The sequence below is a fragment of the Myroides sp. DF42-4-2 genome (assembly GCF_030326445.1).
Lineage (GTDB): Bacteria > Bacteroidota > Bacteroidia > Flavobacteriales > Flavobacteriaceae > Flavobacterium.
Window position 1 is genome coordinate 315953 of record NZ_JACAKI010000001.1, and the last position, 14667, is coordinate 330619.

Annotated in this window: 11 protein-coding genes; 4 read left to right on the forward strand and 7 right to left on the reverse strand. The window is 37.8% G+C overall.

Going from position 1 to position 14667, the window contains the following annotated elements; all coding sequences use genetic code 11:
* Nucleotides 1-74: 74 nt before the first annotated feature.
* From HX062_RS01425 to HX062_RS01440, 4 genes are all read right to left on the reverse strand, one after another.
* Nucleotides 75-1709, reverse strand: coding sequence for an MFS transporter (locus tag HX062_RS01425; protein ID WP_286466076.1), 1635 nt, complete (start codon nt 1707-1709; stop codon nt 75-77).
* A 148-nt stretch (nt 1710-1857) separates the two neighbouring features.
* Nucleotides 1858-3396 (reverse strand): peptide MFS transporter, encoded by a 1539-nt coding sequence (locus HX062_RS01430; protein WP_182625428.1) that lies wholly within the window; start codon nt 3394-3396, stop codon nt 1858-1860.
* Between the two features lie 38 nt (nt 3397-3434).
* Complete coding sequence (locus tag HX062_RS01435) at nt 3435-5207, reverse strand: peptide MFS transporter (protein WP_182625429.1); 1773 nt, start codon at nt 5205-5207, stop codon at nt 3435-3437.
* A gap of 69 nt (nt 5208-5276) precedes the next feature.
* Nucleotides 5277-7442, reverse strand: a complete 2166-nt coding sequence (locus HX062_RS01440) for a S9 family peptidase (RefSeq protein WP_182625430.1) — start codon at nt 7440-7442, stop codon at nt 5277-5279.
* Nucleotides 7443-8048: 606 nt separating this feature from the next.
* Between HX062_RS01440 and HX062_RS01445 the strand changes: the two genes are divergently transcribed.
* Together HX062_RS01445 and HX062_RS01450 are read left to right on the forward strand one after the other, a co-directional pair.
* Nucleotides 8049-9365, forward strand: a complete 1317-nt coding sequence (locus HX062_RS01445; RefSeq protein WP_286466081.1) for a hydroxymethylglutaryl-CoA reductase, degradative — start codon at nt 8049-8051, stop codon at nt 9363-9365.
* Nucleotides 9366-9370: 5 nt separating this feature from the next.
* A complete protein-coding gene (locus tag HX062_RS01450) occupies nt 9371-10282 on the forward strand; it encodes a GYDIA family GHMP kinase (RefSeq protein WP_286466084.1) in 912 nt (303 codons plus the stop codon).
* Nucleotides 10283-10812: 530 nt separating this feature from the next.
* Here the strand turns inward: HX062_RS01450 and HX062_RS01455 are convergent.
* Both HX062_RS01455 and HX062_RS01460 read right to left on the reverse strand, forming a co-directional pair.
* A complete protein-coding gene (locus tag HX062_RS01455) occupies nt 10813-11214 on the reverse strand; it encodes a hypothetical protein (RefSeq protein ID WP_286466086.1) in 402 nt (133 codons plus the stop codon).
* Entirely contained in the window at nt 11214-11804 is a 591-nt protein-coding gene (locus tag HX062_RS01460; protein WP_182625434.1) for a hypothetical protein, read from the reverse strand. Before HX062_RS01460 ends, HX062_RS01455 begins: the two co-directional genes overlap by 1 nt.
* Nucleotides 11805-11923: 119 nt before the next feature.
* Between HX062_RS01460 and HX062_RS01465 the strand changes: the two genes are divergently transcribed.
* Nucleotides 11924-13138 (forward strand): BaiN/RdsA family NAD(P)/FAD-dependent oxidoreductase, encoded by a 1215-nt coding sequence (locus tag HX062_RS01465; protein ID WP_286466089.1) that lies wholly within the window; start codon nt 11924-11926, stop codon nt 13136-13138.
* A 10-nt stretch (nt 13139-13148) separates the two neighbouring features.
* Nucleotides 13149-13634, forward strand: coding sequence for a PH domain-containing protein (locus HX062_RS01470; protein ID WP_182625435.1), 486 nt, complete (start codon nt 13149-13151; stop codon nt 13632-13634).
* 194 nt (nt 13635-13828) lie between these two features.
* On the opposite strand, the gene HX062_RS01475 is transcribed toward HX062_RS01470, so the two are convergent.
* The gene (locus tag HX062_RS01475) at nt 13829-14446 is read right to left on the reverse strand and encodes a hypothetical protein (RefSeq protein ID WP_182625436.1); all 618 of its coding nucleotides are present in this window, start codon (nt 14444-14446) and stop codon (nt 13829-13831) included.
* Nucleotides 14447-14667 lie beyond the last annotated feature (221 nt).

Here is a 14667-nt window from a genome sequence, read left to right on the forward strand (position 1 = left end):
AAAGATAACCATTTTTATTTATTATAAAAGGCTATTTTTTTTACTCTCAATAATTTTAACCTAAAAACAGTTGATTATTTTTTGTTTTCGATCGGTTTAATCACCAATTTGTCATAGATCATTAAGGTGATAACGGAAAAAATTCCAATTCCAACGATTACATACCAAATTTTGTTTGGGTTGTACGTATTCCAAAGCATATCCACCATATCCCAATGCGACATCCCTAGTTTTTGCTCTGCTAAGGCAAAATATTCATTTTTAGAGAATGGGAAGTGTACTTGGCTAATGTCAATACTCTTAGATAAGGCAAAGTCTTTAAAAGATTGTATTACAGTCGGCCAATCTACAGATTCAGCTTTGAGATTAAACTGTTTTTCAAAAGCATTTATCGACATGTTTAGCGTTTTCGCTCCTTGTTCTATAAATTGTTCGTGGCTAACTACTTCTGGCATTGGAAGGTTACGTGTTGCCATCTCTGTTTTTAATAGGGATAACTTATCAGACCACGATTGGTATAAGTTTCCTGAGATGTAATCCGTAACAAAGTAACTTGCTGCTACAGGTAAGAAGTATGTCCCTTGGTACAAGCCATCTTTTCCTTTAGGCGTGATTAATGAAATAAACGAAGATACGGTTGGACTTGACATCATTTCTCCAATAGAGAAGATCATGGTTCCTAAAATAGTGAAAAGGGGATTGTTTGTATAGAAAGTTAGTCCAACTCCAATACTTGCAATAACGGCTCCGCGGATTACGGCATTGATATGACGCATTTTCGTTACAAAATAGGAAATAGTTACCTGACAGATAATAATCATAAACGAGTCAATATTGGTAAACCATTCGGGTTTCACTTGTCCATCTTGTGTCAATAAAGTTCCTAAGAAAGGTAGATTTTCATTGATCCATTCACTGATTACTGCAGAGTTGACCCAGTCCTCAATAAAGTTTGGTAGTGTATTGAACAATTGATTAAACATGGTCCAAAACCCGATCATTAACAACAATAAAATACCTAAACGGACGTCTTTTAAAGCTTCAAAGATACCTCGTATAGAGTCTTCAATGGCTTTTGCGATAGAGTCTTTCGGTTTTTCTACTTTTACTTCTTTATAGAAAAACAAAACGACAATTAAGTTAATGGCTATTACCACAGCGGCTTGGATGAAGATGATGTTCCAGCCATAGGTCGTGCGCAATCCTGATGACATTGCTGGACCAATAAATCCACCGATGTTTACCATCATGTAAAAGATACCAAAACCTAAGGTACCGGTAGATTCATCAGTGTTACTTGCAATAATGGCTGATGCTACAGGTTTAAAGAAAGCTGCTCCTACTGCAACTAATAAAAAGGCAGCATAGACATTAGAGAACGCAGTTACTTCCCCTAAAAGGTAGTAACCAACAATCATGATAACAAAAGATATAATCAATGAAATTTTATAACCGATACGGTCAGCGATAACGCCAAAAAACAGAGGTAAGAAGTACAAGATACCAACGATACCCCCCATAATACTTCCTTTTTGCACATGGTCAAAACCAAGACCGCCGGTGTCGGTTGATCCAACAAGATAAAGACCTAATAAGGTATAGATTCCATACCAAGCCCAACGTTCCATGAGTTCCATGAAGCTGGCAATCCAGAAGTTTTTATTGAACGATCGCAAAGTCTGTCCAAAGGTTTTATTATTTTGTGACATGAAGATAAAAGATTGTTAAAATTAAGGAGTGTAATTTAGTCTGTATATTTTATATAGCCATGCGTTTGATGTTAAAAAATATAGGTAAAAACGAAAAAGCGACCCAGGGGTCGCTTTTATCTTGTTTGATATATAAAAGTTAGTATTATTACTTCACTTCTTGCATTAATTTTTTCATTAGTGGTGAAAGGGCAATCAAGATTACTCCTGCAATAACTGCATAAAGCCCTAAGTCTTTATATCCGTCAGTATAAGAGAGGAGAGCATCGTAGTTGGGGTGATTTCCTGTTACAGCTTCTGTATGTCCTTTAGACATTGCTGCACCGATAATACCTGCTACATATTGTCCGTATGCACTAGCCAAGAACCACATTCCCATCATCATTCCCTGTAGGTTCGCCGTAGATAACTTGGTCATAATCGACAATCCAATTGGCGATAAACACAGCTCTCCAAGCGTAATGATTAACAAGGCGAAGGTAAAGAAGTCTAAGGACGTCATACCTGCTGCATCAGCGAAGAATCTAGTTCCAAATAAGGCGTAGTAACCCGCTCCTAGCAAGATAAAACCTAAACCAAATTTCATTACAGTATTTGGTTCAATTTTTTTCTTTGCCATCCAAATCCAAAGCAATCCTAATAAGGGTGCAATGAAGATAATAAAGAAAGCTCCTCCCGAGTTATTTACTCCATTTGGATCTAAGTGAATACCCAATAGTTCCGAATTTAAGTTTTTCGCTGCGAAGATACTTAGTGATCCACCTGCTTGTTCATAAATACCGAAGAATAGAATCGAGAAGAAGATAAATACTAACGCAGCAATAATCTTTTTGCGTTCTGCACTTGTCAATTTCGTCATTTCATAGAACAAATAAGCTAAAGCTAAAGGACCAACGGTGTACATGAAGTAAGCAGTATAGTCCGTATTGTCAATCATGAATACGATTACAGGAACCATAGCAAAAGTCAAAACATAAGTACCTACTTCTTTCCAAAGTGGCATTCTTACTTGTTCGCCGTTTGCATTAGTTTGCATCGGTTGAAGTCCAATTGGGCCTAAATGTCTTTTCGTAAAGATAAAGTTAACTAAACTCACTAACATCACAAAAGCAGCTAATCCAAAAGCAACACTCCAACGGTTTTCTACTGCAATAGAATCTTCGAATAAGTGTCCTTTTCCGATAGCGATACACAAGTATCCTCCGATAAGAGCTCCTAAGTTAATTCCTGCGTAGAATAAAGAGAAACCAGCATCTGTACGCTCATCTCCTTTTTTGTACAATTTACCAACCATCGTTGAGATGTTTGGTTTAAAGAATCCTGTTCCAATTACAGTAAAGGCAATTCCAATGAAAAAGTAGGCATGTGGATCAATCGCTAGGATTAAACTACCTAAAATCATCATAGCTCCACCCCAAAACAGAGACTTGCGGAAACCTAAAATTTTATCTGCAAAAATACCCCCTAAGAAGGTAAAGGCGTATACGAAAGCTTGTGTAGCTCCGTATTGTAAGTTGGCTTGTGCTTCTTCAAATTTAAGTTGGTCAATCATAAAGAAAACCAACATTCCTCTCATCCCATAGAAGCTGAAACGCTCCCACATCTCTGAGAAGAATAAGCTCCAAATTTGCTTCGGGTATTTACCAGAGAAATTTTGAATCTCTTCTAATGTCTGTGTTTGACTCATTGTATATAGTTTTTATTTATTGTGCAATGCACGGTGGGTTAACGAACACCGTGCATTAGTTTTTTCAATAATGGGTTTACTAACATCACCAATACGGCAGCTGCAGCAGGGATTAAAGTAAATAAGAAGAAGAAGTGACTCAAGGAATATTCTTCTTTAATGTTTTCAATTTGACCTCCTAGAATAGCCGCAAATTTTTGTGCAATTGCTAAAGCTAAATACCACATACCGAACATAAATGCAAGCATCTTTCCTGGTACTAATTTAGATACATACGATAATCCAACAGGTGAAATAAATAATTCCCCTAAAGTATGGAATAAGTATGTTAAAACTAGAAATATCATCGACATTTTTACACCATCTCCTAAGCCCATTGAGCCTAAGCCTAAGATTAAGAAACCAATGGCAACTAACAATAGACCAATTCCGTACTTGAATGCTGCTGGCGGATTGTATTTCGAATCCCATAGTTTGGATACCGATGACGCCAAAGCAATAATGAAGAACGAGTTTAAGATGGAGAACCACGATACTGTAATCTGAGAAACTTCTCTTGAAAATTCAGCATTTAACATATAAATCGCCATGGCCCAAATTCCCGCAAAACAGATGAATAAGATCACATTAGATAAAGCAATTTTTTTCCATGTTGCTTTGGCTAATAAAATCAATACCCATGAAATAATCAGTAAAGGAATAATGGTTAAACACGTATTGACGATGTTGAAAATAGTTAGGGTTGTTCCTTCTAAGGTTCGATCTACATAATCTCTTGCTACGAGCACCAATGAAGTTGCTCCTTGCTCAAAACTCATAAAGAAGAACATCAAGAAAAATGCCAATAAGATCACGGCGAACATTCTATCTCTAATAATTTTTCCATAGCGTAAAATACGCGATATCACAAGGTATAAAAAGGCTACTAAAGCCAAGATTGCCATGATGTTTTGTCCGCGTAAGAAAGGCGTATCTATGCTTTCGAAGATATCTAACACCCCATTTTTAGATAGGGGATCGTTGAAGGCATACAATAAACCAATGACAGAAACTAAACCAATTAGGATGTAATCTACAAGGGTGTACGGATTCTTTGTTTCTTCTTCCTCTTTGATTTGCTCTTCTGTTTTTACTACAGTAGTATCTTCTTTTTTCAATTCTCCTAAATTGCCAAGTAAAGGCTTAGCTAACCAGAACTGAATCGTACCCAAAAGCATGAAAATACCTGCTAATCCGAATCCATAGTGCCATCCTTGTGTTTCAGCTAAGTATCCACAAAGCATCATCCCGAAGAATGCCCCTGAGTTTACTCCCATATAGAAAATAGTATAAGCACCGTCCTTTTTCTCCGGAAGTGTTTTATACATTTCTCCTAATATCGAAGGCATATTGGGTTTAAAGAACCCCGTTCCGATTACCAAACAAGCTAATCCAACGAAGAACCATATTTTAGAGATTCCCTCTGCAGCCATGGAAGCGTGACCTAAGGTCATGATTATCGCTCCTACAATTACTGCCCAGCGAGATCCGATATATTTATCGGCGATTACTCCTCCTAAAATTGGAGTAAGATAAAGAAGCATGGCATACGTACCGTATAAGGCGCCGGCTTGTTCTGCTGACCAACCCCAACCAGAAAACTCACTGCCAAAAAGCACTTGAGCGGTTAAGAATTGAATCAATAAGACTCTCATCCCATAGAATGAGAAACGTTCCCACATTTCCGTAAAGAAAAGAACGAAAAGACCTGCTGGATGTCCTAAGACATTCGACTTAAACAGGTCTGAATTAGTAGCTGTTTCTGCTGCCATTTAAGTTATGTTTATTATAGTTTGTTTTATTTGTATAAACTACGGTTTCGTAGCCGATCGTAAGTCGTATTATAGGTTGTTTAAGATGAAGTTAGTCATCTTGGTGTACAGTTGTAAGCGCGTGTTTCCGCCGTAAATACCGTGATTTTTGTCTGGGTAGATCAACCAATCAAAATCCTTGTTGTGTTGGACAAGTGTTTCGATCATCGCCATGGCATTCTGAACGTGTACGTTGTCGTCGGCACTCCCGTGTACTAACAAATAACGTCCTTTGAGTTGATTGGCGTAGAAATACGGTGAGTTGTCATCATAGCCCGAAGGGTTTTCTTGTGGGGTTTTCATGTAGCGCTCGGTATAGATCGAATCGTAAAACCTCCAGTTGATTACTGGTGCCACTGCGATAGCCATTTTGAACACATCATTGCCTTTTAACAAGCAGTTCGTCGACATAAATCCACCGTAACTCCATCCCCAAATACCAATGCGATCTGCGTCTACATAGCTTTGTTTACCTAAGTATTTCGCTGCTTCGATTTGATCTTCAACCTCGTATTTACCCAATTCGTATTGGGTTGTCTTTTTGAATGCTGCCCCGCGGAATCCTGTTCCTCTACCATCTACCGTCACTACGATATACCCTTTTTGGGTCAACATCGCATGCCAGTAATCGTTCGAGTCAAACCATTTGTCCGCCACTTGTTGTGATCCTGGTCCGCTGTATTGATACATGAACACTGGATACGTCTTAGTCGCATCAAAATTCGCTGGCTTCATCACCCAAGCATTGAGCATCGTACCGTCCACTGTTGGAATTTGAGTAAATTCCTTTTGCGGGAGTTGGTATGCCTTTAGCTTGTCTGTCAATGCAGTGTTATTCAATATCTCTTTGACAACTTTACCTGTTTTACTTTGTTGTAAGGTGTAAATTGGAGCCGTTGTCGTAGAAGAATAAACGTTGATGAATAAATCGAATTTAGGACTGAAAATAGCTGTATTCGTTCCTAATTGTTGGGAAAGTAATTTTTTATTCTTGCCATTTAAGTCGATGGAGTAGATGTCGCGGTAGATTGAACCGCGTTCTACTGATTGGAAGAATAATCTTTTGTTTTTCAGATCTATCCCATAGTAATCAGTAACTTCCCAATTCCCTTTGGTGATCTGGTTTAGTAGCTTGCCGTCTTTGTTGTAGTGATATAAATGGTTGTAACCATCGCGTTCACTCATCCAAATAAAGTCATTATTATCCAAAAAAGAAAGGGTGTGTACATCGACATAGGCCTCGTCTTTTTCGTTTAAAATTAGTTTTTTCGCTTGGGTGTTTGCCTCGACAAAAAATACGTTCAAATCATTTTGATGTCTGTTGATCACTTGAACACTCAGCTGATTTGGATCCTGGGTCCACTTAATTCGCGGAATGTAGAAATCCGAGAATTCTGATAGATCTACGCTGCTGTTTTTCGCTTGAGCTACATCGTAAATATACAAGGAGACAATTGCGTTTTTTTCTCCAGCTTTCGGATATTTGAATTTATCCTGCGTTGGATATAATCCCGTTCCGTACACATCCATTGAATATTCGGGAACCTCTGTTTCGTCAAACTTGACATAAGCCAATTGATTGCTCGCCTTGTTCCAGTCAAACATGCGCACAACGCTAAACTCCTCTTCATATACCCAATCTGAAATACCATTAATAATGTGATTTTTCTGACCGTCTTGGGTTAGTTGCGTAGTTTGTTTGGTGGCAATATCGTAAATAAATAAATTGTTTGCGTAAGCGTAGGCTATTTTGGTTCCGTCTGGTGAAAATAGCGGCTCCATTATGGGGTGATTCGCAATTTTACTGGTGCTATTGGTCTTAGGATTAAATAGGTAGTAATCCGCTAAAAATGAACGACGGAAAATGGGTGTTGTATTCGTTCCAATTAGAATTTGTTCCTCTTTAGCGTCAAAAACATAGCTGTCGATAGATTTTATTGCGGGAAATTGTTCATTGCTGAAGACCGTTTTTGTTTTTTCTAGCGTTTCGAAGTTGTATAAATTGATGGCTTGATACTGCTCGGAAATGCGCTCAATACGCGCGTATTGATTTTGGGTGTTAAGCGTGTTGACCGCTTGCATAGCCTCTGTTTTAAAGGTGGCATTCCAAATTTCCGATAGCTCAATGTTCTTTTGTGCTAGACCAATCTGCGTGGCAATCACACAAATTAGCGAGGTGAATTTAATGTATTTCATTATCTAATTAGTCGAAAAAACTTCCAATTTTACTGAAAAAATCTGATTTATGCCAATTTTCATTGAGATTAAACAATAAAAACTTAAAATTATTGACGCGATTTTGGTAGTTAAACTCTTAATACCTTGAACAAATGGTATGGATTGATTGTTTTTTACTTTTTTTACCTCCTCTTGTTTGGATTATTCTTGCAACATAAATAATTTAATTATAACACAGTTTGACGTGGAAAAAGAAGAAGAACGTTTTTGGATGAAAAAAAGTTCTTTTTTAAAGGTATGCCATTAGGGGAGACTTGTTTACACAAAGAAGCATTAGTAGACGCTATCGGTTGTATTTGCTGTGGTGTTGGTCTTGTGTACTAGTTTTCTAGCTTCTTTCTCTGCGTCCCCTTCGACTGTTCTTCGAGTCTTCTTCGACTATTAGTCGTAAAATTGGGTTTTTGTCGAAGGATTGTTGGAGGAGACTCAAAGAGGATACAAGGGAAAGGTATAGCAATATAGTAGATGAATAGTTCTGTAGTATGAGTTTTTTTGAGAAGATGTCGAGGGGGAGTTTAACGACTAAGTAGAATAATGTATCTTTGTCGTTAAAAGTAATACATCATGATAGGGAGTATAAATGGGTTTTCTAAACTAAACAAGCAAGAGAAAATCAATTGGATAGCAAAAACATATTTAAACAACCAAGAAGCGGTCGTGGATTTGATCAAGCAGTACTGGAATTCCGATGAAGAATTACAAAAATTGCACGATGAATTTATTGAGAATACAATCACAAATTTTTATTTACCGCTTGGTGTAGCTCCTAACTTTTTAATTAATGACACGTGGTACACCATTCCGATGGTTATCGAAGAGAGTTCGGTTGTTGCAGCAGCATCCAAAGCGGCCAAGTTTTGGGCAGATCGCGGGGGATTTAAAGCCACCATTTTAAATACAGAAAAAATAGGGCAGGTTCACTTTATCTATAAAGGAGATAAAGCAAAGCTCGAACAGTTTATACAAGAAATTCAACCCGCTTTCTTCGAAGATACACTTTCGATAACGCAAAATATGCAGAAGCGTGGAGGTGGAATTTTAGCTATTCATTTGCGCGACAAAACACAAGAGATTGAGGATTACTACCAGTTGCACGTTACGTTTGAAACGAAAGACAGCATGGGGGCGAATTTTATAAACTCTTGTTTGGAGCAAATGGCGACTACTTTAAAACAACAAGCGTTGGCCTATGACGCTTTTTCGCAAGAAGAAAAAACAATTGACGTTGTGATGAGTATTTTGTCTAATTACGTACCTAATTGCGTAGTTCGTGCAGAAGTTTCTTGTCCTGTGGAGGATTTGAAATCTAGCGAGATTCAAGATCCTGTATTGTTTGCCTCGAAATTTGTGCAAGCGGTTCGCATTGCAGAAATAGAGCCCTTTAGAGCTGTAACCCATAATAAAGGAGTGATGAATGGCGTAGATGCAGTTGTTCTTGCCACGGGTAATGACTTTAGAGCGATTGAAGCAGGTGTACATGCCTATGCATCAAGAGATGGACAGTATCGCAGTTTATCACATGCTTCTTTAAGTGAGGGCGTTTTTAAATTTTGGATTGATCTACCTTTGGCTGTTGGAACAGTAGGTGGATTAACTTCATTACACCCTATGGTGAAAATTGCCTTGCAGATGTTGCAAAAACCCTCGGCAACCCAATTGATGCAAATCATCGCCGTAGCTGGGTTAGCACAAAATTTCGCTGCCGTTAAATCCCTGACTACAACGGGAATCCAACAAGGACATATGAAAATGCACTTGATGAATATCTTGAATCAATTTAAAGCAACTGATGAAGAACGCGCAAAAGTAGTGGCTCATTTTGAGAAAAATGTAGTGTCACACAGTGCTGTGGTTGAATTGCTTGAAACATTAAGAAAATAAGTTGCATGGATTTTTTCAGCCAGGGAAAACTGTTGATTGCAGGAGAATATGTAGTGCTAGATGGAGCGATGGCTTTCGCACTGCCTACCGTTCAAGGACAATCTTTACACGTTCAAGCGATTGAAGAACCCGTATTGTATTGGACTAGTTATGACGTGGATGGAAGGATTTGGATGCAAGAGAAAGTCTCTATCGAGCAACTATTGGCCGATGAGAATGTCGTGGGAACCGACTATCTACAAACACTGGTAAAGGTATTGAGAGCGGCGCATCGACAAAATCCAAATATTTTACAAACGAAGCAAGGGTTTAAAGTAGAAAGTAAATTAACTTTTCCGCGGTTGTGGGGATTGGGAACGTCATCAACATGGATCAATAACGTAGCCCAGTGGTTTGAAATTAATCCTTATCAATTGCTACAAGAATCATTTGGTGGCAGTGGCTATGACATTGCCTGTGCACAATACCGCAGCCCCTTGTTTTATCAACTCACAGATCCTTATCATCCAAAAGTGGAATTGATTGATTTTAAACCTGCCTTTGCTCAACAGCTGTACTTTGTTTATCTCAATGAAAAACAGTCGAGCAAAGAAGCTATTGTGGCTTATCGCGCTAAAAAAGGATTGATCGACAACCAGGTTCAACGCATATCTGAAATAAGCCAGGCGCTGACCCAAGCTGAGGATGTTGAAGGATTTAAAACCTTAGTACGCGAACACGAAGTAATCTTGGGGAATATTCTAGATACTCAACCCATCCATGAGCGACTATTTGCCGATTTTGACGGGGCTATTAAAAGCCTAGGTGCTTGGGGCGGAGACTTTATCCTCGTCGTTTCCGCTACGAATCCAACAGCTTATTTCAGGGACAAAGGTTATACCACAGTAATCCCTTATCATCAGATGATCGCCCTTTAAGGCTAACATATAAAAAAAACACTTAGTTCAACTAGGTGTTTTTGTGTTTTATAGCAGTTGGACAATGCAATTTTGGGCTCAAAAGTAGGGAGAGGGAAGTGTTTTTATCCTTTTGCTAACGATATGTGTATGTATTGTTCATTTGTTCAATAGATTACTTGTTTTTTGATGTTTTCAATGCCTATTCCTGAAAAATAAGGGTTTGGATGAAGAGTGCAAGGTAATTTTAGTGGAATTTAGTATATTTATACTGTTTTAATTCGTTGATAACTGATTTAGTTTCCGAATGTGTTCAATTGTATGATAATAGCTTTTTAGGTATGAGCAATATAGGAAGGAGCTATTGAGAAAAAGGCATCTTAATCGGGTGCCTTTTTGCGTTCGATTAGCTTTTTTTATTTCTTTGAACAATTATCGGTTGTTTTCTATACTTACAAAGAGAGAGGAAAGAGAGTTACCTCTTGTCTAACGTAGAAATGAATTTCAGTTTAAGGTTCGACATAGGAATGACAAGGAGAAAAGAAAAAGGATTATTGTTTTAAACGTGTTATTTTTGCTTCTCTTTCCCAATTATAAATCTGTGTTCTTTGATTAATTCCCTGATAGAGGCACAGTGCTAAACGTTGATATGCCTTAGCTATTTGTGGATTAGTTTCTTTTTGTTGTGAAGTCGTAGCGACAAGTAAATCCGCAACTAATTCTTGATTGGTAGCATCGAAAGAAGGGTGTGACTCAAAATAGGTTTGAATTTCCTCCGGACAGGTCAAAGTCAACAGAAAATCTAAATCTATTCCTAGTTTTGTTTTCAAGGTCGAAGAAAAATCAGCTAGTGCTAGTTCTCCTTGGTCTTCTAAAGGCAAGGTATTAAAAAAGGCCCTTAAAATAAGAGCCGTTTGTTCGATGAGTCGTAAAATTGTATCTCGTGTTTCCATTAACGCACTGGTCGTAAAGTATTACTAAAAGTTACCTTGAACGGATTGTCTTTACTGCTGTTTTTCATGATGTAAATAAACTTAAACATCTTGGCGTGGTCACTTTCAATGGTCACTTCGCTATTTGTGTAGGAATCAGTAACGGTAAAATCAGCTGTGTTTTCAACGCGAACTGATTTGGCAATTCCATTGGATAAATCGCTCATGGTCATTCCTTTGAAGAATGTTTTACTGTCGCTTTTTACTACGATGTTTTCTCCTTTAAATCCTTGAGTTAAAATAACAACACTATATTTTTCTCCTGTTGCCTGCATTCCTTGTAAATAGGCTTCTTTGGTTTTTTCTGTTACAGAACGGAAATCATCTCTTACCTGAGCATAGTCTGGTAAGTCTATCACGTCTTTGGCTTCGGGTAAACGATTTTCTTCTTTAATCTCTTCAATACGCTCTTCAATGGTTAGGTCCTTAGAAGGAGAATCCGTACTGCTACTGTTGCTACTAGTGCTACTACTAGTGCTACTGCTTCCGTGTGGAACAGATTTACACATAGCAAATAAAGCAATCAGGAATAAAAATGGCAATTTTTTCATAATCTTAATTTTACAATGATATGGATGCGATTGTAAGTAAGTATCTTTGTGGCTGTAAAGATAAAAGTTTCGACTAACATAAAAAAAGGAACTTTAGTAAATAGCTAAATATGGGGATTATGCATTATGATGTCATCATCGTAGGTGGGGGAGCCGCTGGTTTTTTTACGGCAATTAATTTGGGTGAACGCCATCCTAATTTAAAAATTGCGATTGTAGAGCGCGGAAAAGAAGTGCTTGCGAAAGTTAGAATATCAGGGGGTGGGCGCTGTAATGTTACACATGCTTGTTTCGATCCCAAAGAATTAGTGCACTATTATCCACGTGGGCAAAAAGAATTACTAGGCCCTTTTCATCAATTTTGTTGTGGTGATACCATTGAGTGGTTTTCAAAGTACGGCGTGGAGTTAAAAATTGAAGAGGATGGTCGTATGTTTCCCATTACCGATTCATCTCAAACCATTATTGATTGTTTTACCCGAGCCGCCGCCCAATACAAAGTTGACGTTTTGCTAGGAATCAGTGTTCAAGGGGTGTATCAAAGTGAAAATGGTTGGAAACTGGATACCTCAAAAGAGGGGCTTAGCTGCTCGCATCTAGTCTTTACAACGGGAAGTAATCCGAAAGTATGGCAAATGATGGCAGATCTAGGTCATCGTTTGGTAGAACCCGTTCCTTCTTTGTTTACCTTTAATATAAAAGATAAGCGAATTGCTGATTTAATGGGGGTAGCCACACCTGCTACCGCAAAGGTTAAAGGAAGCAAGCTAGAAGCAACCGGTCCTTTGCTTATAACCCATTGGGGAATGAGCGGACCCGGGATTTTACGCTTATCCGCTTGGGGTGCTCGTGTGTTGGCAACGAAAAATTATCAGTTTCAATTAGTGGTCAATTGGTTACCTCAATACGAAGGGGCCGATTTATTGGAACACTTGAGAGACTTTAAACTCGAACACGCTAAAAAAACTGTGGTGAAAAGAGGATTATTCGATTTTCCTACCCGACTTTGGGAACGCTTAGTTCTTGCTGCAGGTATTAATGAAACACTAACTTGGGCGGATTTAAATAACAAACAAATGCAGGCTCTTGTCTCAGAGCTACAAGAAGGACAGTATCAGGTTAATGGAAAAAGTACATTTAAGGATGAATTCGTTACAGCAGGGGGAATTGATTTACGCGATGTCAATTTCAAAACCATGGAAAGCAAGTCTCACAATAATTTGTATTTCGCAGGGGAAATCCTCGATATAGACGCCATTACAGGTGGATTTAATTTTCAAAACGCATGGACAACTGGTTTTTTAGCAGCTCAAGCCATTGCATCTAAGTTTTAATACACTATACATGAAATTTAACTATTATAATCTAAGTAGTAGCCTCTTGCTCCTCCTTATTTGTTTAGGTCCTTTTTTAGCTACAGGTATTTTCTTTTTACTTGTTGGAGTGGGAGTGGTAAAACTTGTAGCCGTTATTTTGTTCTTTTTGTTTTTCGTGTTTCTGTATAAAATTATGTTTATAAAAGTGACTATTGACGAAAATGGCGTTTTGTACAAAAGCTTTTTCCGGGAGAAATTCTTGCCGTGGACAGCTATAAGCGATGTTTTATTGGTGGTGCGCGAGCGAAGATCAATCCCTGATTATTATAAACTAAATGAATGGATTGCGTCCGGACGAACTTCAAAAAGCTATTTTTTGCTCTTTAGAACCACAAGTGAATTCCCTGCAAATCCGATGTTTATGTTTAGTGCACCCATTGATGAGGACTATATAAGCGTACAAAGCAGGAAAGCAATTATTGAAAAAATAAACCAATATTACTATAAAGCTTAAACTTTTCTTAATTCATGCACAATTGGTGATAACATTGTTGATAAGTTTATTTTGTTTGGGTGGATTCCACAAGAATTTTGTGTTCCTTTGGCAAACACACAACTAAAAAATCAGAGGCTTCCTTTGGTTTAAAGATGTATGTAATTTTGTAAGTGCTAATAGAAATATGGAAGGTCTTGCCTTCCATATTTTTTTTATGGTTTTCCTACTGGTTGGTAGACTAAAGTAAGCGTGCGTTGGTAGCGTTTAATAAATAGTGTAATCACCGTTATGGTAGAAAGTCCAAGTAGTGTTTTCAACGTCCAGTTTTCAAAAGGAATCAACAAGAAAACCAATAGTAAAGCACTGATGGCGGAAAACATGCGTAAATTGTACTGTTTGATGTGAATCGGATTTTTGTACAGCGTCATAAACAGTACAAGCACAATGATGGCACTTCCTAATATAAATAGCAATTCACTCCAATTTGACGTAGTGAAAAAGGAATAACTAATTGCTAATACTCCCGAACAAATGCCAAGAATTAAATTGGTGTGATCCAAGAGCTGTGTTTCTGGTAAAAGGCGGAGTTGAATCACTAGGTGATCGGCAAGCGCAATCTGGTGTATGTCTGATTGAGCTAGCTGATCTAGGGAAAAAGTCTGCTGTGTATTGCCGCATACAAATAGTAAAGTTGATGCATGGTCCTCTAGTTCAATCGTAGATGGAAAAGAGGTATTGATTTGCTTTAGCAAGGTATCATCTTTATAAATAAAAACAGAAGGTTGACCTTCCGATTTTGCGGCAATCGTTGTAAGGTGTAATTTTTTCATATTTTATTTGTTAGATCTGTTGTAAACCAAGGTAATATTTATTTTTTTTACAACTTTTTATTTTTTTTTTATGGTGAATCGAAACAAATATTGTGATTTAGTTAGTTATGATGGGATTAATTCGATAGAATGAAGAGGAGGAATTGTATTCTGCTATTAGTTGTAGAAGGGAGCTGTGGTTTATAATAAAAAGGTAGTATTTTTGTCAAAAAGAAGAAAGG